This window comes from Olsenella sp. Marseille-QA0557 (assembly GCF_965119725.1).
Lineage (GTDB): Bacteria > Actinomycetota > Coriobacteriia > Coriobacteriales > Atopobiaceae > Coprovicinus > Coprovicinus avistercoris.
Genome location: NZ_CBCPMI010000001.1, coordinates 915,061 through 936,397 on the forward strand (window position 1 = coordinate 915,061; position 21,337 = coordinate 936,397).

The 21,337-nt window shown below is 41.8% G+C and carries 17 protein-coding genes; 14 read left to right on the top strand and 3 right to left on the bottom strand.

Annotation, left to right across the window (positions count from 1 at the left end; translation table 11 throughout):
• Positions 1-28 precede the first annotated feature (28 nt).
• On the top strand, positions 29-424 hold the full coding sequence (locus ACQY6Y_RS04165; RefSeq protein WP_428379051.1) for a helix-turn-helix domain-containing protein: 396 nt from the start codon (positions 29-31) through the stop codon (positions 422-424).
• Positions 425-672: 248 nt separating this feature from the next.
• Here ACQY6Y_RS04165 and ACQY6Y_RS04170 read toward each other — a convergent pair whose 3' ends face one another.
• Both ACQY6Y_RS04170 and ACQY6Y_RS04175 read right to left on the bottom strand, forming a co-directional pair.
• Complete coding sequence (locus ACQY6Y_RS04170; protein ID WP_428379052.1) at positions 673-2,484, bottom strand: endonuclease/exonuclease/phosphatase family protein; 1,812 nt, start codon at positions 2,482-2,484, stop codon at positions 673-675.
• Positions 2,485-2,659: 175 nt separating this feature from the next.
• Entirely contained in the window at positions 2,660-3,871 is a 1,212-nt protein-coding gene (locus tag ACQY6Y_RS04175) for a DUF6273 domain-containing protein (RefSeq protein WP_428379053.1), read from the bottom strand.
• Positions 3,872-4,231: 360 nt separating this feature from the next.
• On the opposite strand from ACQY6Y_RS04175, the gene rfbA reads away from it, so the two are divergent.
• The 12 genes from rfbA to rfbB all read left to right on the top strand — a co-directional run bounded on the left by rfbA (position 4,232) and on the right by rfbB (position 19,029).
• Complete coding sequence (rfbA, locus tag ACQY6Y_RS04180) at positions 4,232-5,116, top strand: glucose-1-phosphate thymidylyltransferase RfbA (protein ID WP_428379054.1); 885 nt, start codon at positions 4,232-4,234, stop codon at positions 5,114-5,116.
• A gap of 32 nt (positions 5,117-5,148) precedes the next feature.
• Positions 5,149-5,940, top strand: coding sequence for an aldolase/citrate lyase family protein (locus ACQY6Y_RS04185; protein WP_428379055.1), 792 nt, complete (start codon positions 5,149-5,151; stop codon positions 5,938-5,940).
• Between the two features lies 1 nt (position 5,941).
• Entirely contained in the window at positions 5,942-6,604 is a 663-nt protein-coding gene (locus ACQY6Y_RS04190; protein WP_428379056.1) for an SDR family NAD(P)-dependent oxidoreductase, read from the top strand.
• A complete protein-coding gene (locus tag ACQY6Y_RS04195; protein WP_428379057.1) occupies positions 6,601-7,671 on the top strand; it encodes an AroB-related putative sugar phosphate phospholyase (cyclizing) in 1,071 nt (356 codons plus the stop codon). The genes ACQY6Y_RS04190 and ACQY6Y_RS04195 overlap by 4 nt, the downstream gene beginning before the upstream one ends.
• A 22-nt stretch (positions 7,672-7,693) precedes the next feature.
• Positions 7,694-8,878 carry an ATP-grasp domain-containing protein gene (locus tag ACQY6Y_RS04200; RefSeq protein WP_428379058.1) on the top strand — a complete coding sequence of 395 codons (1,185 nt, stop codon included), beginning with the start codon at positions 7,694-7,696 and terminating at the stop codon, positions 8,876-8,878.
• Positions 8,879-8,887: 9 nt separating this feature from the next.
• Positions 8,888-9,793 (top strand): NAD-dependent epimerase/dehydratase family protein, encoded by a 906-nt coding sequence (locus tag ACQY6Y_RS04205; protein ID WP_428379059.1) that lies wholly within the window; start codon positions 8,888-8,890, stop codon positions 9,791-9,793.
• 4 nt (positions 9,794-9,797) lie between these two features.
• Positions 9,798-10,769: a glycosyltransferase family 2 protein gene (locus tag ACQY6Y_RS04210; RefSeq protein WP_428379060.1), complete on the top strand. Its 972-nt coding sequence runs from the start codon at positions 9,798-9,800 to the stop codon at positions 10,767-10,769.
• A complete protein-coding gene (locus ACQY6Y_RS04215; RefSeq protein ID WP_428379061.1) occupies positions 10,753-13,566 on the top strand; it encodes a hypothetical protein in 2,814 nt (937 codons plus the stop codon). The genes ACQY6Y_RS04210 and ACQY6Y_RS04215 overlap by 17 nt, the downstream gene beginning before the upstream one ends.
• 67 nt (positions 13,567-13,633) lie before the next feature.
• Complete coding sequence (locus tag ACQY6Y_RS04220) at positions 13,634-14,617, top strand: acyltransferase family protein (RefSeq protein ID WP_428379062.1); 984 nt, start codon at positions 13,634-13,636, stop codon at positions 14,615-14,617.
• Positions 14,618-14,708: 91 nt separating this feature from the next.
• Complete coding sequence (gene rffA, locus ACQY6Y_RS04225) at positions 14,709-15,863, top strand: dTDP-4-amino-4,6-dideoxygalactose transaminase (RefSeq protein ID WP_428379063.1); 1,155 nt, start codon at positions 14,709-14,711, stop codon at positions 15,861-15,863.
• A gap of 140 nt (positions 15,864-16,003) precedes the next feature.
• Complete coding sequence (locus tag ACQY6Y_RS04230) at positions 16,004-17,917, top strand: hypothetical protein (protein WP_428379064.1); 1,914 nt, start codon at positions 16,004-16,006, stop codon at positions 17,915-17,917.
• A 92-nt stretch (positions 17,918-18,009) separates the two neighbouring features.
• Positions 18,010-19,029 carry a dTDP-glucose 4,6-dehydratase gene (rfbB, locus tag ACQY6Y_RS04235; protein WP_428379065.1) on the top strand — a complete coding sequence of 340 codons (1,020 nt, stop codon included), beginning with the start codon at positions 18,010-18,012 and terminating at the stop codon, positions 19,027-19,029.
• 23 nt (positions 19,030-19,052) lie between these two features.
• Here rfbB and ACQY6Y_RS04240 read toward each other — a convergent pair whose 3' ends face one another.
• Positions 19,053-20,357 (bottom strand): lipopolysaccharide biosynthesis protein, encoded by a 1,305-nt coding sequence (locus ACQY6Y_RS04240; protein ID WP_428379066.1) that lies wholly within the window; start codon positions 20,355-20,357, stop codon positions 19,053-19,055.
• A 210-nt stretch (positions 20,358-20,567) separates the two neighbouring features.
• Here ACQY6Y_RS04240 and ACQY6Y_RS04245 point away from each other — a divergent pair, with 210 nt between their 5' ends.
• Positions 20,568-21,335 carry a sugar transferase gene (locus tag ACQY6Y_RS04245; protein WP_428379067.1) on the top strand — a complete coding sequence of 256 codons (768 nt, stop codon included), beginning with the start codon at positions 20,568-20,570 and terminating at the stop codon, positions 21,333-21,335.
• Positions 21,336-21,337: the final 2 nt, after the last annotated feature.

Consider the following 21,337-nt stretch of genomic DNA (forward strand, 5'->3'; position numbering starts at 1 on the left):
ATATTTTGAATGAGGAGGAAGAGACCAGATGAGGACTGGAAATAACCTTGAGTACTTATTGTCTGATAAGGAGAGCCTAGAGGATCTCCTCTGGGATCATAAACTGGACATCTCTGGTTCGGTTCACAGCAGAATGCAAGAACTAGGCATAACCCAGGCAGAGTTAGCATCAAAAATGGGAATGGATCGTGCTCAACTATGCAGAATCCTATCTGGCGAGGGAAATATAACGCTCAAAACTATTGCGCGCTTTGAGCTGGCGCTTGATTTTAGGCTTGACAGTGGGTTTAGGTATAACTTAGATCCGATTTCAATAACTGCCGCTCATGATGAAGAGATGCTGCCTCAGAGAAATTTAGATAACTGGGATGTGAGCCTATCCTGCAGTGCCGCAGGTCATACGCTGAGCCAATCTCTGAAATAGGAATAATTGATTACCATCCCAAAATTGCTGTAACGAGTGTTCTACAAAGCTGTTTGTGCAAATCGTACAAACGAGCGGAGGCCCTTTTCAGAGGGGCCAAAACAACATACCAATGCTCATACTACTTATGCACCCTATGTCCGCATTCGTCCAGCTCTAACCGAGACGGCGAGCCCTAGCCACAACCTATCTAGCGTCCTGCCGGCACGGCTATGCGTCCAGCCCTGGCCTCCACGGACAACTCGCCTCTACGATGTCTCCAACGTTCCCAACAAAGCCATGTGGTCGGTACCAGAAATCTTTTCGGTAGAAAGCTCGCTCACCACGACTCCGGAATCTTTCGTATACAGAATGTGATCCAGCTCAACGAGCGGCGGAATCGGTCCTGCGGAAGGAAACGTCATATGGAAGCCTTCGCCTGCCTGTTCACCAGCGTCAACAAAGGACGTACCAAGGAGCTCTCTAAAACGAGCGTGATCCCACGTGGAGTTGAAGTCGCCCATAATCACGTAGGAGTGATCGTAGTCCTGAAGTTGCCCAATGGTAGACAGGCCGTCATCCCAAAGATCCTGCGCTCCGCGAACAGGGGAGTTGGGGTGCACGCTCACTATGCGAATGGTTTGATTCCCCACGGTAATATCGGCTGCGGGCATAGAACTTGTTTTGATGGGCAACAAATTGGTTGAGACGTTGTCCATGGGCGCCGCCGACCAAATGCCATTGCGACCTCCGTTGGATATTTCGGTGGCTTGATCTGACACGATGCTGTAGGGCAGTACCTCATCAATGCCAGCGGCTTCGAGGTCGTCTAGCATGCTGCCGCCCAGCTCCTGCAGGCAGAGAATTTCGACGTTCTGTTCGCGACAAATATCGACAATCTCTTGTGCGCTTGCCATGCCGTTGTTGGTGTTTACCGTCATTATGCGCGCCACATTGTCACCGGTGGAAGGTGAACTTGCAGCCGCAGCCACAGCATCAGACGAAACACGTGCACTTGGAATAAAAAAGCCGGCATGCCACCAGAACATAATCGCCAGCGCTACAAAACATCCAACTGCCAACAAACGACGATGCCACAGCAGTGCCAACAGCAAGCAAACAATGATAGGAACAAAGAGAAGTGGCGTAAAAGCTACCAGCTCAGGCACCATCGATCCATTGGCTTGCTCAGCCGAAAGTGTTCGCAACAGCATAAGGCCTGCAACAACAAGCATAATAAGCCACAAAAACAAGCTCAAGCAGCCGTGGCGTGCAGGTTTACGCTCTCTGCGACGATGCCACTTGCCTCCGTCTGCTGCTGGAACCGGAGAGCCATCAGATGCTGCGCTATCGGTGTTGTAGCCTGGGACCGTAGAGAAAGAAATCTCTTCTTGCTTCCGACGCTTGAGGATAGATGGACGCTTGGCTGTTGCAGTATCGCCAGCAGAGGGTGCCCCATATCCAGCCTGTCCAGCATACGGGGCTGCCCATACTTGCGTATGATCCGAAGCGGGAGTTTGACGACGCTGTGTGACCAGATATGGATTACCGGCTCCTACAACTGTGGTGCGGTCTGCAGCTTCTGCTGCTGCATCGGCAATGGGGGAGGCAAGCACGGTGGGATCGTCTTGAGATATGTGTTTGGTGGGAACGTCTGACAGCAGACGCGTTGCTTCCTCGGACAGTTCTTCATCTTCGGAAGGTGACCCAGGGTTCATCGGAGCGCCGTCTGAAGGCTCTGTGGCATCAAAACCATCAGAACCATCAGGAGCGTCGTCAGCAAGGCGATCCTCTTCATCTGTTCCAGACGGAACAACATCTTGATGTTGCCCAGCAGGAGTTTCGGAGGCTGCATCTGCAGGAGACGGAACTTCGACTTTTTGCCTGTCGGGTTGTATGAGACGAGTTTCCTCGTCTTCTTGCATGTCTGCAGTAACTTCCCAGTCGGATTCCATGCCGAAACCACCGGCGGGAGATGAGAACCATATTTCATCTGGGATAGGCTCCCAGCGAGCATCTGTATTGTCGGAGGCGGTGTTATCCGTGCTGTTGTCCTGCGTATTCCTATCTGAAAACTTCACTACCTCCACCTCCTAGCATGTTTAAGCAATAGTTGTATTAGGTGGAATAATCCTAGCGGAGCAATAACGGCCTTCAACAAACCAAACGAAAATCCCGCAAGATAGCAATAGGACCTTCAAATTTTGAAGGTCCTATAACAATCTGTAGAAGATAAGCACGCTGACAAGCACGGTGTTAAATGCAGAAACAAGGGGCTATGCCGTAGACGTTTACAACCGTATGGCTTTCATTGCAGTTGCCATTTGTGTTGTGGATTGTATACGCATAACGCAGATCTGTTGGGTCTGAAGTGCGGGTCCATCTCAGACTGGCATCCAACGCTGCAGATGCATCGGTACCGTCAGCAACGTTTAGAGTCAACAAGTCTGCCGGAGTATTTCCCTGGGAGATACCTAGATCAGAATAGAGTTGATATTGAAGTCCTTCACTTCCTAAGACTTCTGCCATTCCTTCAGAATCACGAGAAGCGATTGAACCACTAATATCGCCAACTATTTCAGTATAGGAAGGAATCCAAATTTTATCGGGAGTGGTGGAGATGCACGTAGTGACAAAGCTTTGAGATGAACTGTCATATACAGCTCCGACATTGTTTGTAGATTTGTCCACTTCGACAATGTTTTCCTGCAGGTCGTCGGGCAGCATATCGAGAAAATCGGAGTTCAATCGAGTCCTAAGGTCTGAATATTTCCAGCCACCTTCATTGCTGCCGCGTGTACTCATGGGCGCAAAGTCAACCATTTCAGTGAAAGCGAAAGTAATGCCAGCTTTGCCAGAACCATCTGATGCATCATCGTGAGCAAAACCAATAATTTCGACAGAGGAAGTTACTCCGTTGGATAACTCAACCTCTTTGGTCTGTGTGCCGTCGAGGGTGCCGTCTTCGTTGCAGAGATGATAGTTTTTGGCAATCTCAATCGCCTCATCTTCACTGCTTGCTGCAGAAATTTCGTCAGAAATGGCAGAGAGTTCCTCCCAGCTGTAATCATTTACTGATTCACGAACAGGCACTCCCTGTCCAACTGAAATAATCCCATTGCTTCCTGCTAGACCAAACCATCCCGTCAATACGCCTGCTGCAGCTATTCCTAGAATGAGTACAAGTACAACGATAGGCACGACAATAAGAGCTTTACTCTTCTTTTTCCCAGGTGAATTGGGAGGTGCGGCCGGTGTGGTAGCTGCTACGTCCTCGTTTTGTGAAGAAGGGACTTGTTGATTAGCGAGGGGAGTAGCCATAGGAGGAGTAATTGGTTTCCCAGTTTCTGTAGTACTGATGGAAGGCTCATCTTCAAGCTCCGCCATGGCAGTATCTACTCGACAGCCACACTCAGGACAAAAGACAGAATCATCGGGGATTTGATGCCCACAATTAAAGCAATACATAAATACCTCCGAATGCCATTCAAACTGTAATAAAGGTAGCAGGCCGGAGCATAAAAACTTTTAAGGATTCTGGCTTCGGTAACCAGTGTGAATCTTTTACAGGAGAATCAATCGCCTTACAGAAATCCCGTGCGGGGACCTTAGATAAAAACAGATATAGAAAATATATAAAAATTGCTACAAGGTAAATACCGTTATATTAAGCGTTAGTTGAGTCTTTTTCTAACAGAAGGTAGACTTAAAAAGATAGGGACAATGAGGAGTAATAGCTAATCTGCCAGCATTAACTGTCTCCTTGATGCGGATGCTATTAAGATTCTTGGCCGATATAAGCGTTAAGAAGAGTATTAGGAGATATTGATGAAAGGTATCATTCTTGCGGGAGGAAGTGGGACAAGACTTTTTCCTGCTACAAGGGTGGTGTCTAAACAACTATTGCCTGTTTATGACAAACCAATGATTTACTATCCGCTCTCTACCTTAATGCTTGCAGGAATTAGAGAGATTCTCCTCATCTCCACCCCACGCGACGTATCTTCTTTTGAAAGTTTACTTGGAGACGGTTCAGATTTAGGCCTTAACATTTCCTATAAAGTTCAAGACAAGCCTCGCGGTTTGGCTGATGCCTTCATCATTGGCGCTGATTTTATTGCTAATGATGATGTAGCACTTATTTTAGGTGACAATATTTTTTATGCTGCAGGTCTGAGTGATACGCTGAGAATTGCAAGGCGCAAAGTTGAAGCTGTTGGCGGCGCCATGATCTTTGGATACCCAGTAGACGATCCTCGTAGATTTGGCGTGGTAGAAGTAGGCAAAGAAGGGGAAGCTCTTTCACTAGAAGAGAAACCTGAACACCCCAAATCTAATCTGGCTGTTCCTGGCCTCTATTTTTATGACAACACCGTTGTAGATATTGCCAAAGAGATCAAGCCGTCCCCGCGTGGAGAAATTGAAATTACTTCAATTAACGAGGCTTACCTGCAGAGTAATTCATTAGCTGTGCAGGAACTTAGTCGTGGAGTTGTTTGGCTCGATACGGGAACGCATGACAGTTTGTTAGAGGCTGCGGAGTTCGTATCAATTATTCAAAAGCGACAAGGCATCTATATTTCGTGTATAGAAGAAATAGCTTATCGCAAAGGCTTTATTGATAAAAATCAACTTCGTAAAATTGCTGAATTGCGTTCCCATAATACAAGTTATGGACGGCATCTCATAGAGCTGGCGAATGATAATTATTAAGTCGAATACGCTACTAAGGAAAAGGAGTCGCGATGAACGCGAACGGCAGGAAGATGGTGGAGCTTCTTAAAGAACTGCGTGATGATTATGGTTGCGTTGCGGTAAAAGCAGAATTTGAGGCGGAAGGCTCTCGTACTGACGAAATGATCATGCTCTGTGAGGTGCTGAACACCGTTGACATGCCATTAACCATAAAAATAGGAGGCTGTGAAGCTGTTCGCGACCTCGATCAATGCAAGCTTCTTGGTGCTAAAAATATCATGGCACCAATGATTGAAACTCCATTTGCCTTGAGTAAATTTAAAGGCGCAGCGGAGAAAATGTATGGCGATGAAATGGATCAGGTTGATTGGATTATTAACGCTGAAACCGTTACTTGCCAGAAAAATTATGATGAGATACTCGAGGCAGGAAAAGGCTTTCTTAAAATGGTTGGTATTGGCAGGGTAGATTACTCTGCCTCTCGCGGGTTATCCAGAGCAGATATCAACAATGATGCTATGTTGGAAGCTTGTATAGATATTGCTCAACGATCCAAAAAAGCTGGCCTTATGGTGGCCTTTGGTGGTGGAATTTCTTTTGACGCTATTCCATTTATTCAAGCTATGGTTCCTTATGCAGATCGTTTTGAGACTCGTAAAGTGCATTTTGAGATTAGTGATGATGAAAAAATTCTCAAAGGCGGAATCTTCCGCGCTATGCAATTCGAGGCGCTCTATCTTGAAAATAAGTGTGGGTTCTATGATGTGATGGCTAATGAAGATCGCGCACGCATGAAAATGATGTATGACCGTATCTCCAAAGCTGAACAGGAGATGGCTTAAAGTGCGAGCATTAGTTACAGGCGGAAGTAGGGGAATAGGAAGAGCGACAGCAAAAATCTTTCGAGATAATGGATATGAAGTAATTACCCCAACACGCAATGAGCTCGATTTGTCCAGTAAATCCTCTATAGAAGCATATATCTCTGCTCATAAGGATGAGCCTCTGGATACCCTTGTAAATAATGCAGGAATTAATGATTTGGCTTTTATTGAAGATGCAAATGATGCAGTGATAGAACGCATGTTTGAAGTTGATCTTATGGGGCCAATTCGTCTACTTAGGGGATTTATTCCCTCTCTTAGAAAAAGTGATATTGGGCGGATAGTTAATATTGGGTCAATTTGGGCTGCAGTGTCAAAACCGGGCCGCGGTCTGTATTCTGCTGCCAAAAGAGGCTTGCACGGCATTACAAACGCATTAGCGTGTGAAGTTGCTGAGGATGGCGTGCTTGTAAATACAATTTGCCCTGGTTTTACAGCGACTGAACTCACAATTCAAAATAATACACCTGCTGAGATAAAGGAATTAGAACGCCTTATACCCCTTGGACGAATGGCTGATCCAGAAGAAATTGCCAAGGCAGTGTACTATTTTGGCTCAAAAGAAAACACATATATTACTGGTCAGAAGATCCTTGTTGATGGGGGATATACAATTAAATGAAAATTAAAGCCGCAATAAAAACATATGAAGTTTGTTTTGAGGACAATTTAAATTTTCTAGACGAACTGGCAAAAACTCAAAACGCCTTTTTTGTTGTAGATTCAAGAGTTTGGGAGCTATACACCGAAGAGCTGTCTTCCATACCACAAGAATCCCTCTATTTTATAGATGCGATGGAGGAGAATAAAGTCATAGAAACAGCCCTTGCAATATGTGAAGCAATGGTAAAGATGAATGCAAAGAGAAACGCAAAGCTCGTTTCACTAGGCGGGGGCATTACACAAGACATTACGGGATTCGCTGCAAATATTCTCTACCGAGGTATTTCTTGGATATTCGTTCCCACAACGCTTTTGGCAGCTTGCGATTCTTGTATAGGTGGTAAGACATCGCTGAATTATAAAAGCTATAAAAATTTGTTAGGGACTTTTTATCCCCCAGATCAAATCTATATTTGTCCGCAATTTTTCAGGACGCTTTCAAAGAATGATCTTGAAAGCGGGCTTGGTGAGATTATTAAGTTCAATGTGATGGGTGGAAAAAGAACCCTCGCATCTATTGAAAGTTCCTTACCAAAGCTGCTTTCTCTTGATCCAGCAATTGTAAATGAGTTTGTTCATAATGCTTTAAATTATAAGAAAGGAATAATCGAACAAGATGAATTTGACGACGGAGTGCGTGTCTTATTAAATTTTGCACACACCTTTGGTCATGCATTTGAAGTATCAAGTAATTACACGATTCCACATGGCAGCGCGGTTGCCTTGGGGATGATAAGTGCAAATGCCGTATCAAAGTCTCGCGGAATGCTTGATCCTGATCTAGATAAACGCATTCGAGAGTTAGTTCTTCAGATAATGCCCAATTATTCGCCCGAGTTGATAAAAGATGAAGTAGTAATCAAAGCTATAAAGAAAGATAAAAAGCAGGTTGGAGCACAATTAACAGCAGTCTTATTAGACAACAGTCTGAATCTCCATGTTGTTCATGATATGACCGTTCAAGAGGTCGAAGATGCTTGTGAAGCAGCCAGGTCTTTTCTAGAGATAATTGGAAAAGAACAATAGCGTCTGGTTTTGAGGAGTAAAGATGAATAAACCGAAACTATTGATGCTAAACGGCAGCGTTAATGAAATTGAGCTTATCAAAGCATCGCAGAAACTTGGCTACTATGTCATTACCACCGGAAATGCTCCAGAGCTGATAGGTCATAAATACGCAGATGAATATATAAAAGCGGACTACTCTGATTGTGATGCAATCCTAGCGTTGGCAAAGGGGCGATCCATATCAAGGGTTGTTTCTTGTGCTAACGATTTTGGAGCAATTACTGCTAGTTATGTGGCCGAGCAACTTGATTTGCCAGGTCACGATACTTATGAAAATGCTTTAACTCTTCACCACAAAGATCGTTTTAAACAATTTATCCAACAATTAGGGATAAAGACACCTGAGTCTGTGGTTCTCAAAGGCGAAGCAGAAGCGCTGGCATATGCAGCAAAAGCTGAATATCCAATTATGGTTAAAGCGACTGACCTGACGGGCGGAAAAGGTGTTCATAGGGCAGATAACTTTACAGAGGCAAAAAAAGCCATTAAAGATGCCTTGGATAGATCAAGGGTGGACATAGTAATAATTGAGCCATACATTACTGGAAGACAGCAATCTGCAGTTGCATTTATCAAAGACTGTAAGATACTCGAGCTTGTCAGTTGCGATTGCTATATGCCGCTTAATCCTTACTTAATTCAGTCTGAGACATTGCCCGCCAACGGTTTTGAAATTATTGAACCCAAGGTACGCCATATTATTACAAGCATCTGCGAAAGACTTGAATTAAAAGATGGCATTTTTATTTTGCAATATATTGTGAGTAATAACGAGCCATACGTAATTGAGATGATGCGAAGAGCTCCGGGAAATCAATTTCTTAGAGCGGCAAGGGCTGTTTCTGGCTTTCCTTGGGAAGAGGCTGTCGTGAAGGCTGAAACCGGTGCCTCTTTGAATGATATTGAATATTCGGATCCGATAGCACCATTTGCCGGGCATCATGGAATTATGGGTACGAAGAATGGCAAAATTTCAGGTTACTATATCGATCCTGATTTTAAGAAGCATATCTTCCATATTATTGAAATGATGCATGTCGGAGATGAGATAACCGATTGTACGAATGAACGAGTTGCTTACATATATTATAAATTTGAGCAGCGCGAGGAAATGGATCATATAGCAAAACACTTTAACAACCTTGCCTATGTAATATATAAATAAGGGGAAGCAGTGCGAGTACTCATTACAGGCTCCAATGGGTTTATTGGATCGAGTGTTGCGTCTTTTTTTAAAGAGCAGCTTAATTGGGAAGTCATTGGCGTTGGCAGAAAGAATAAGCCAAAAAATAATGTTGATGAATATATATGCTGCGACCTTGAAAAAAACGATGCAGATAGTCTTCTTGCTCCGACTTTAAAAACATGTGAAGCAGTAATACATTTAGCTGCTGACATGAGGGTAGAGCCACATAATGTAGATGTTATACGAGCAAACTGTGCAAGCACACAAAGGCTCCTGGAATTGTGCGAAAGGTGCCAAATTAAGGTCTTCTTACAACTATCTAGTTTGCCAGTTATTGGAAAACCCAAAACAGTGCCTATTGATGAGAATCATCCAATCCATCCACCTACTGTTTACCATATTTCAAAATATACAGAAGAGCTATTGGCGGAATATGCTTCAGAGCATACTGGCCTGAGAACCGCGAGTTTTCGCATAAGTGCGCCAGTGGGAATAGGGATGAAAGAAACAACAATCTTTCCAACGTTTATTCGAAATGCAGTACAGAATAGCGACATTAATATATATGGCCAAGGAACAAGAAAACAAACCTATGTTCATGTAGATGACATTGCAAAAGCTTTAGCGAACTCTGTCAAATACGAAGCGGTAAGAGGGGTTTACAACCTCTCGAGCTATAACTGCATTTCAAATAAAGATCTAGCTGAGAAATGTATAACAGTACTTCAGTCAAGCTCGGCAATCAATTATGTAGATAGGCCCGACTCAGCCGATGGAGAAGAATGGCTGGTGTCAATAGAGAAGCTGAAAAGAGACGCTAAGTTCGAACCAATTGTTACGATAGAACAATGTATTACTGAACTTGGAGAGTATTATAGACGACTGCTGAGGTAGAAGCATGAAATTATCAGTGGTGATTCCTTGTTATAATTCGCAAAATAGCATCAAAGAGGTTGTTTCAAAAGTTAAGTGCGTCTTAAGCGACAATAAACTTAATAATTATGAGATTATTTGCGTAGACGATGGTTCTGGCGATAATACCTCAGCAGTTTTAAAGCAATTAGCCTTTGAGGATCGCAAAGTAAAAGTTGTTCTCTTGTCTAAAAATTTTGGCCAACATGCTGCATTAATGGCTGGGTTTAATTGTGTTACAGGGGACATAATAGCTTGTATGGACGATGATGGGCAAAATGACGCCAATGATATTATTAAATTAATAGATAAGCTTAATGAAGGATATGATGTAGTATCCGCTAGGTATGAGCATGAGCATAGGTCATTCATTAGGACTCTGGGCTCGAAAGTCAGCATGGCTATGTCACATCATTTAATTGGAATGCCTAAGGATATAGAGCTAAACAGTTTCTGTGTATTCAATAGGTTTGTATGCAATGAAGTGATTAAGTATAAGAATCCATATCCTTTTATACATGGACTAATGCTCCGAGTAACAAGAAACATAGCAAATGTAGTCTTAAAAAGAAATGAAAGGGCATACGGTAATTCCGGATATACACTTCGAAAATTAGTAAGCTTGTGGCTCAATGGGTTCACTGCATTTTCTGTGTTGCCATTGCGAATAGCAAGCATAGTTGGTGCAGTAGCATCTATAGGTGGATTTTTATTTGGGCTTATTACTGTAATAAGAAAGATTATGATTCCAACCATATACGCTGGCTATAGCTCGATCCTTGCGACTATATTGTTCTTTTTTGGCTTAAATCTGCTTTTTTTGGGCCTAATTGGGGAATACCTGGGCCGAACATATATTTGTATTAATGATGCACCACAGTATGTTGTGCGTAGCTCGATCAATACGGATTCAAAAGAGTGGGCAAATAGAGAGATTTCAAATGCGGATAAAGATTAATAAGTTAAAAGTATTTGTATTTGCCTGTATTGCGCTATGCGTACTTACTATTCCTAGCATTGCTTTATCAAGAGAATTTGAGGGGCTAGGAACGCCAGATAATCCGTATCAACTAAACACCCTTGAGGACTACCTTCATTTAAGTGATGAAGTTAATGGGGGAAATAATTTTTCGGGTGTTTATTTTGAACAGTCTTCCGATATAGATTTCAGCGATGTTAATTGGGAGCCAATTGGTAATTCCGAAAGCACTGCTTTTGAAGGCTATCTTAATGGAGATGGACACTCGATCAAAAACTTAACTATACAAAGCAGTACGAGTGAAGATTCTTCCGCAGCTCTATTTGGTTATCTAGGCGGAAAAATTGTTAACTTGTCGATTGAAGAAGGAGAGATATCTGGAAGCTATGCATCAAGTTTTGCAGCACATGCGGTTGGGACAAATGCGGCAATCATCAATTGTATTAGCAGTGCTAATGTTAGTGGAGATTATTCTGCTGGTATTGCAGCAGCATTTGAAGGTGGAGTAATAGCAAATTGCGTAAGTGTGGGGACGGTCAAAGGATCTCACTCTTATGGAATAACAGCTGCCAATGTTGATGTGAAAGTATATAGATGCTATACCACATCAGCAAAAGCAGTTCCAGATGGAGTTGGTGACGCCAACAGCTTTTCAATACCAATAGAACAGGTCAACAGCCCGAAACAAGCAATGAAAATGAGCATTTCTGCCGCTTTGTCAAAGTGCTTGTTTTTGGAACAGTGCGAATTGGTTCCAATGGAATGGGAGATTGGGCATAATGGATTATTATGTAATTCATCAAATCAATGCTTTTCAATTGTCATTAGCGGAATTAATAGCTTAGCCTTTCCTATATTATTAACCTTATATATAAGCTGGATAGTAAAAGTACATCGTAAGTATAAAAATGAAGAAGTCGAGCGAACGGCTACAATTCCGAAACTCTCAACTCCCCTATTTATCATTACAATAATTACTTATTTTTATGATGGGTGTTTTGTATTGTCGCCACCAGAAATTATTTCTGGTGGTCATATTTTGACACTAGTGCTAGTTAATGTTGCATTTGGTATTACTCTGGCTACCAAACTCCGTTATCAAAAGCCTAAGTCACTATCAATTTCTGGAAATGTATTAGCAGTGATAATAATAGCTGCCATTGCTGAGATAGTCCAATTTGGAACAGTCCCCCGTTTCGATGCAAATATTTACTATGGAAGTTTTATAAGTGGGTGTGAATTATATAACGCTGACCTATTAACGTTTTTAGGGGCATTCAATTGCTGGAAATGGATGCAGGGAATTGCGCTATTTGCAGCCCCATTGGAGTATTTATTCCCAGGCACCGCTTTAAGTATATATATTAGTGAGTTGGTGCTAACTGTAATCTCTATTCCGATGCTATTTAGCATACTAAGAAATTTGTATCGAGGCTTAACAAGATTCCAGGAAACACTGATCAGTTTAGTATTTATTTTTAGCCCATATATCACAGGTCTCTTTTCGTATTTTACAGCTGAATGGCATTTGGCAATTTTTACTATTTGGCTTGTTTATTTCATTATGAAAAATGATCTAGCTGGTACCGTATTTGCTGGACTACTCCTTACATTTACAAAGATTACTGGAACTGTATTCTATGCAGGTATGATATTTGGTATCGTGGTCTATAGGGTTCTGCAAAGGAAAATGAAACAAAAGCAATATGCTGCGAAGAACCTTAGGCCTAGTAATTTTATGCTGCTACTACCTTTGATAATGATGCTAGGCTTGCTTGTATTTGGAGACGAGCTAACAATTCAAAATTTCTATGGATCATATGTTTCTGAAGGTGGAATAATAGATCTATTTAATAAACAGCAGATAATCAATGTGATATTACAAGCTTTTATATTTAATTTCAGATGGCTCCAAACTGTCTTATTGTTAATAAGTGGCATTTATCTATTTTTAAATAGAAACAAAATAAGTCAGATAATACATAGCGGCTGTGCAGAAATAATAATCGCAATTGCGGTTGCATCAATATTTACAGTTATTGCGTTATGTATATATAAATCGGATGCAAACTGCCCCAGATACACCACAATTTTGTCGACACCTTATGTGCTATTGATCCCAATATTTATTTTATTATTCAAGAGTAATAGGACTAAGAATGTTTTATTAGGAATTATTTTAACTCTATTTATAGGCCAGACCTACTGGACAATAGACCCTTCGATATTGGCATATTGTAAAAGTGCAGAAACCGGAACAACGAAGATTTATAGATTAGCTTACAACGATGATGACAGGCCAGGAATGAATCTTTCATCAGGATGGGATCAGGAATACCCACTGATTTGCGATATCTATTCATACAACTGTCAATACTCATTTTATGATGAATTAATCAGTCAGGCTCTGTCTCAAATGGACTTAAAAGATGATGTAGATATATATATTTTAAATATTGCGCCTTATGAGCTCGATATTTCAGGTAGGGGTTATGGAACCTACAATATATATTATGATGATGATAAAAACATAAGATCATACAATTCTGTCGGGACAAAATACATTTCTGTAAAAAGCCTTGTGTATAGTGATGCAAGAGGCTTTAGTGTGCCGAAGTCTAATCTGCCATCAGAATTCTATTTAATGATACCTTTCAGAGTACATAGCAGTAAAGCTTTAGAAGCCTTGGAAGATGAAGGATATACAGTAAAAAATACTTATGATAGTAAAAGCCTGTATGGAAAAATGTCGACGTATATGATGACGAAAGAGTAATAATTATTTTTGATTCATACGCTAAAATAATACTAATTTAATAGAGAATTGTCCTAAAAGGAAATATATGGCAAAGAGAATTTATGCTCTCGATACAGCAAAAGCTGCTGCATGTCTCTTAATTACAAATTCTCACTGCTCGGCCATGTATCCGAGTTCATTATTTGCGATAGGAGGAAGTCAAGGAAATACAATCTTTTTTATTATTTCCGGGTTTCTATTGAGCAGGACTGTTCAAAAACCGTTCAAAGAGTGGATAATTAAGAGATATCTACGGATAATTCCACAAACTATTATTGTAATAGTAATGTGGCTCTTATTTAGAATGGCAAATCAAGTCCCTACATTAGGGATCGTAGAATTATTTCTTGAAATATTAAATCAATATTGGTTTATTTGGGCAATATGTATATTTTATCCAGTTTATTATGCAATAATGCGACAAAATAAAATAAAGCATCGATATATTGCCTTTGTCTATCTAGCAATTTATTTTATAAGCTATATTTTATTTGTTAATAAAAATCAATTTACTGCTGAGGCACAGGGCTTCCATCTGTATAAGATACTAAATTATTTTGGAGTAATGCTCTTTGGTGGACTATTAAATGACTATCTAACAAAGAAGCGTGTCGTTAAAAATAATTTTGGAAAAGAAATTGTCAAATCACTATCATTATTTTTGCTCGGAATCGCGATATGGGCTTCCGAATACGCAGTGATTATATTTTTAAAAAGTGGATTAGAATATCAATTTCTAATTCATCTCGGAAACTGTTTATTTGGAATTGGATTATTAGAGATGTTGCTCATTTATAATTCAATTCACTCCGATTATGTCCCATCAACGATTGTAGAAAGAATAGCATCATCAACATTAGAAATATATTTAATTCAAGTATCAATCCTATTTCTATTTAAGAATATGGTATTCCCAATCGGTTTACTGCTCTTCTATATCACTGTAATTGGACTTGGGTTGGTGCTTCAAAAGAGCATGAACCTCTTGCAGAGAGTAGTAACCGTAAGAAGGTGTAGTAAAAAATACTAGTTTCTAAACAAAGATAGATGCACTTCCAGTACATATCATGGCCTTGCTTTATATGTAAAATAGTTGCTGCGAGAAATAAAGAATCTGTATTATGGAGTGGCATCAAATGATAAGTTTCAATATCCCACCGTATCTCGGTACAGAATTTAAATATGTTAAAGATGCTATTGAAGTAAAAAGAAAAATATCTGGTGATGGTTCCTATACAAAGCTCTGTCATTGTTGGCTAGAGAATAACTTTAGTGCACAAAAAGCTCTGCTAACAACAAGTGGTACCAGTGCATTAGAAATGGCTGCAATTTTAAGTGAGATACGACCCGGCGATGAGGTAATACTTCCCAGTTATACCTTTTCCACCACAGCAACTGCTTTTGTGCTCGTAGGAGCAAAGCTAGTATTTGTTGATATTCGTCCAGATACTATGAATATAGATGAAACTATCATTGAAAAGGCGATTACTAGAAGTACTAAGGCAATAGTTGCAGTTCATTACGCCGGAGTTTCCTGTGAGATGGACACCATTTTAGATATAGCAAATCGGCATAATTTAATAGTAGTCGAAGATGCAGCTCAAGGCGTGATGGCATCTTATAAAGAAAAGGCATTGGGAACAATTGGTGACTTTGGATGCTATTCGTTTCACGAAACAAAGAACTACTCAATGGGCGAAGGAGGAGCAATACTAATTAAAGATCCTAAGAATAATGATAGAGCTGAAATCATAAGAGAAAAAGGTACAAATAGGCAGAGATTTCTTCGCGGTCAGGTTGATAAATATACTTGGGAAGAGTACGGGAGCAGCTATCTACCAAGTGATATAAATGCAGCATATCTTTGGGGACAGCTTGAAAGAGCTGAAGAAATCAATAGCAATAGGCTACAGGCATGGAATACTTATTATGAAAAATTAAGCAGGCTAAGGGAGAAGAAACTTATTGAGTTGCCTATTGTGCCTGAGTATTGCAAGCATAATGCGCATATGTTTTATATTAAGTGTAAAAACCTAGCTGAAAGAAGTCGTCTAATTACATATTTAAAAGATAGACAAATTTCTTCTGCTTTTCACTATATTCCGCTCCATTCATCCCCAGCGGGAAAACGGTATGGCAGGTTTTTTGGAGATGACATTTATACAACTTCGGAATCGAATCGGCTGCTTAGGCTTCCAATGTATTTTGGAATAAAAGAGGCAGATATTTTAGAAGTAGTTTCTGCTATATATTCTTTTTACAATATTTCTAATTAATAAGCCTTTTCTTTGGTTCATCGATATAGACACAATGAGAGTAATCGAACGTCAGCATGCTTTGCCTATCTACTATCAAATTGCCAGGCGAAAAGTTGACAATACTAGTTATAAATGGCTAAAGAACAGAGTGGCGATTTATGACCTCCAATAATCCAAAAGATAGCATATCCCTAAAGCATGCTTGGTTAGCTTCATGTAGCGCTGCGGCTTTAGCGATCATTGTGGCTGGAACGCTTATTCCAATGTATTTTGGGACCAATGATGATCCATATGTAATTCAGGTTCTTTCGGGCGGCGGCGGCGTTGCTTCTAAGCCATTGCCATTTGTGCCGTTTATCAACTTCGGGCTTTGTTGGATTATCTCAAGCTTGTATTCTGTTCTACCGATGATTCCTTGGTGGATAATATTCAACTTGTTATCAATTTTTGTATCACTTTCACTTATTAACAATGCCATTTTAATGAGAATATTTAAAAGCACTCGAGGTGTCCGGTATCTGCCTACTTTCTTTTTTATATTAATTGTCAATCTCGGTGTGAGTTCTTATTTTGTGGGACGTCTGCAGTTTACTAATACCTCAGCTCTTCTTGTTGCAGCCGCTATTATTGCTACATGTTCAGGATTACCACAAAGAAAAAACAAACGAGGAATATTGATCTTGGCAGGCGTTGTCGGAATGATTGGCTTTGCTTTGCGTGCTCAATCTGGCCTGCTAGGACTCTTTTTCTGGGGAATAACTGCATTTTGTTTAATAATGCAAGCGTCCGGCAATGTGTTTGAGCGACTTAAAAGCGTACGTGATACTCTGCTATCGCTATTTATAGCTGTGATTGGGTCGCTTATTCTTATATTGCTTAACACAGTAGCCTATTCATCATCAGATTTAGAAGCAAGTTTAAAACTTCAACAGGCATATGGCGGATTTACAGACTATCCATATGTTGCGTATTCACAAGATCCATCTCGTTATCAGGCTGTTGGCTGGGACGAAGAGCTTACTGAGCTTGTAGGTCAGTGGTTTCTTATGGATGATCGCATCACAACAGAAAACCTAACGGAGCTTAACGAGCAAAATACGGCTGCAATAGATGAATTAGTTGAACATCCGTGGAGTACTGTTCTATCGCGTCTACACTATATATCTCAACCGATTCCGATGTGCTATTTAGCGCTGTTGCTTGGCGTTGCTGTTACAGCTTTTGCATTCTCTACAAGTCGTTGGGAGCGCATAACTGCATGGGTAATATGTGGATCGGTGGTATTACTATTGGGGTATCTATTGTTACAAGGACGCTTGCCAGAACGAGCGGCTTACGCAGTAACAATTCCCGCAACTGCTGCATTGCTATCCATTGTGCTGCGCAATGCCTATGCTGTAAAAGAAAAAGGTCATAGTGTTCTAGCTCCGACTATAGCTTTTGTCATTGGAGTAACGCTTCTCACCCCGTTGTTCTATGGAGCTGCAGCTATTGGTCGCCTAGCCTTTGGGTTGGGTGTGCTGTACTGTCTCACTATTTTAGTGTGGTCGGCATTTATGTACCGTAAGGGCTTCTCGAAAAAATGGATGACGGGAATAACTGCCGCTTTGGCTATTTTGCTTATTCTTTCACCAGGAGCTGTGACACTGAAAAAACTTGGTGTTGGCAGTTGGGAAGCAAAGCATCAAGAAGAGCTTCTCGCAAATACAGAAGCGTTCTTCAATTACGTTAACGAGCATCCGGATACCCTCTATATCTATGCGGGATGTCCTATGACAATGCAGTATGTGTGGCAGGATGCATGGCCGACCAATCAAACCGGTTGGGGCGGTTGGCGCTGGCCGTATGAGTGGTTTGACGAGGCGATGCGCGCGGCTGGTTTCGATGGGCGGCCTACAAGTGAGGATTTCCTTGATGGCGATGCGGTGTTTGTATCGAGCTCCAAAAGTACATGCGACCTATTACTTCGTTATATGCGCAATACTTTTGGCGAGGATGTCCAGATGGTGCAGATTGATGAGATTGCGGGTGGCATGAAGGTCTACCAGTTTGTTAGAGCTGGAGAGCAGTAAGCCATCTTTTCTGCAAGAGGAGTTATATCAAGATAGAAACAGGTTGGATAGAATCTAGCTTAAGAATCATTTTGAGACGAGAGGTGCAAAACATGTCAGACACCTTCGAACCGAAGAACATCATTGTTACTGGTGGCTGTGGCTTTATTGGCAGTAATTTTGTGCACTACGTTGTTAATCACTTTCCAGACGTGCATGTAACTGTGCTTGATAAACTTACCTATGCTGGCAATCCAGAGAATATAGTAGGACTGCCAAATGATAGAGTTGAACTGGTTGTTGGCGATATCTGCGATAAAGAACTGCTGGATTCTTTAGTGCCTGGTCATGACGCTATTGTTCATTATGCCGCAGAGTCGCATAACGATAATTCAATTACCAATCCAGAGCCGTTTCTTAAAACTAACGTGGAGGGAACATACTGCCTTCTTGAAGCGTGTCGTAAATATGACGTGCGGTACCACCACGTGAGTACAGATGAGGTCTACGGTGATCTTGCGCTAGATGACCCTACGCGTTTTACAGAAGAAACACCCTATCATCCGAGTTCTCCTTATAGTTCAACTAAGGCAGCATCCGACATGCTGGTCCGAGCTTGGTGCCGAACATATGGGATCAGAGCAACCATTTCCAATTGTTCAAATAACTATGGGCCTTATCAACATATTGAGAAATTCATTCCAAGGCAGATCACGAATATCCTTTGTGGTATCCGTCCTAAGCTCTATGGTGATGGCAAGAATGTTCGTGATTGGATTCATACCGATGATCACTCGTCTGCTGTCTGGGAAATTCTTACTCGTGGCCGCATGGGCGAAACATATCTCATCGGTGCAGATGGGGAGCGTAATAACATAACAGTCCTTCGTGACATTCTTTCGGCGATGGGCCAGCCCGAAGATGCATTCGACTGGGTGCGCGATCGTCCTGGACACGACAGACGTTATGCGATTGACTCTTCCAAATTGCGCAGAGAACTTGGATGGAGGCCACAACATACCGACTTTGCTTCTGGGCTAAAAGCAACTATTGCTTGGTATGAGGAGCATGAAGAATGGTGGCGTTCTATCAAAGAGGCTACAGAAGCAAAATATGCAGCTCAGGGGCAATAAAGGAAGCTTGATAACAAGGAACACTACTTGCTATCAATGGACGTTTGTTTCCCTGCTCTAATTCCAAGTGCAAAAACAACTCCGAACCAGATGGTAAGAACTGCCATGAGAGCTAGATAAATCCACGCCGCTCCGTCAATGCCAGCGTTTTGCACGGCGGGGCGGCAAAGTAAAAGCGCTGCAATTGAAACGACAACGTATCCTGGGATGAGTTTGTTTTGCCAGCGAATAATAGTAAGCCCTGTAGTAAAGAGCGTTGCAGCGGCAAGAAATCCTCCACCCACGAGCAGAACTGCTAAATCTATCCGATAAGGTGCAAGATCAGCGTTGTACAGCACATCAAGCACGGGCACTCCGAGGAACCAGCCAGCAATAACACAAGCTATTGTTAATCCAATAATGACTAGCACCTGCAAAGCAAAACGCTTCGCAAACTTCTGGCTTCGTCCTTCGGCCCAGTCTTCAGATAGTGAAGCAATAATGGGGTTGTAAATAAATGTAGCAAGCAGTCCAACTACAAAAACCGGCATAGCAATGTAGCCGTAATACGCCTGTGCAGCATCATCCATAACAGCGTCGATGGCATACTTTGGAGCATTGCCAATATAGAACAGTAAGAATGAAGCAAGAAATACTGGGAAGCATTCCTTTAATAAGGAAAGCGCTTGTTTTCCAGCCCCGGGAAGGCAAATGCTTCCAATAGGAAGCCCAAAGGTTCGTTTTACCCAAACAGTTTCACAAATGAAAAAAAGGCCAGTAAATACCGTTGTAATTGTCAACGCCGTTAAAAGCGAGTGGGTGGCAATAATAAGTCCTGCATAAAGCAAAATCATGGTGACCATGCGGAAGGTGAGGACCTTTGCACCAACATCGAGGCGTCCGTGCTGCTGGTAGTTGCCGTGGAAAACATCTTCGTACGCATCAATTGCCTTGAAAATGAGCATCATAAGAATAACGAGCGTCTTATCTAGAGAATATCCAATAGTAAATGCACTACAAAAAGTCCAAGCTGCCCCACAAATAAGCATTGCCAGAACGCTCATAACGCGCGATGCATGATAGGGAGCAAAAGCGTATTTCTCATTTACATCGGAAACTTGAAAGTTCCTGACGCCGTATTTGCCCAAGTTGAGAAAGAGATTCGCATTGGCGTAGGCAATAGTAAAAATACCTGCAGTAGTAACGTCACATACATGAGTGAGCACCGTGAGCATAATCACAGATTGAAAAGCATTAAGCAGGCCGGAGGCTGTATTCCAAATGTAGGCAGCGCGCTCAATAGAGGTTGCCTGATTATCAGCTGAGCTGGTCGGTATAGCTTTGCTCACGAATTACTCCCTTTAGAGGCACAAAAGCAATTAACAATAATCGCATATTTTCTATACGAATTATGAGGGAATAAAGACCTCATGTGTGCTGTTGCTTTGGAAAATTGAAGCGTCTCAGCCGAGCTGGTAAGCTATCAACTATTGTTTTATATCTTAGGTGGAGTATGCGTACTGGCGTTTCTGAAAGTGCGCATGATATTTATGAGGGATATGGAAACACGGCCGGATAATATTGAATCATGTGCGGAAATGCCCGCTGCTTCACTGGTTCCTGAGGAGCTGCCTCGGGAGGCTAACGAGCAGCTTGAGCAACTCCATGAATTTGCAGATCAATATGAAGATCGCGGTCAATATCGGCAGACAGCAAAACTTGCATATCGTGTCGTAAAGCGCACATTCAATATTGTTTTTTCTCTCTGCGTAATTGTTATCCTCTTCATTCCAGGTCTTTTGCTCTGCCTTGCCATTGCATTGGATACAAAGGGTTCACCTATATATGTGCATGAGCGCGTGGGGTATCACGGGCGTCGTATTGGTGTGCTCAAGTTTCGCAGCATGGTTTCAGATGCAGATGACCTTGAGAAGTATCTTTCTCCTGCACAGATAGAAGAATTTAATCGAGAGCATAAGCTCGATGATGATCCTCGCGTAACGCGACTTGGACACTTCTTACGCAAGTCTTCAATAGACGAGTTCCCCCAGTTCTTAAATGTGCTTATCGGCCAAATGAATGTTGTAGGACCGCGCCCGGTTACGGCCGAAGAGCTTGTGTGGTTCGGAAAAGACGTTGATGAGTTGCTCTCTTGTCACCCCGGCATAACAGGGCTTTGGCAAACACTTGAACGCAATGATGCTACTTACCAAACGGGTGTGCGCCAGGAGATGGAACTTACCTACGTGCGCAAGCGTTGTCTCAAGATGGATTTTGATATTCTTGCCAAAACCTTTGGCGTGATGGTAAGAAAGACGGGCAAGTAATA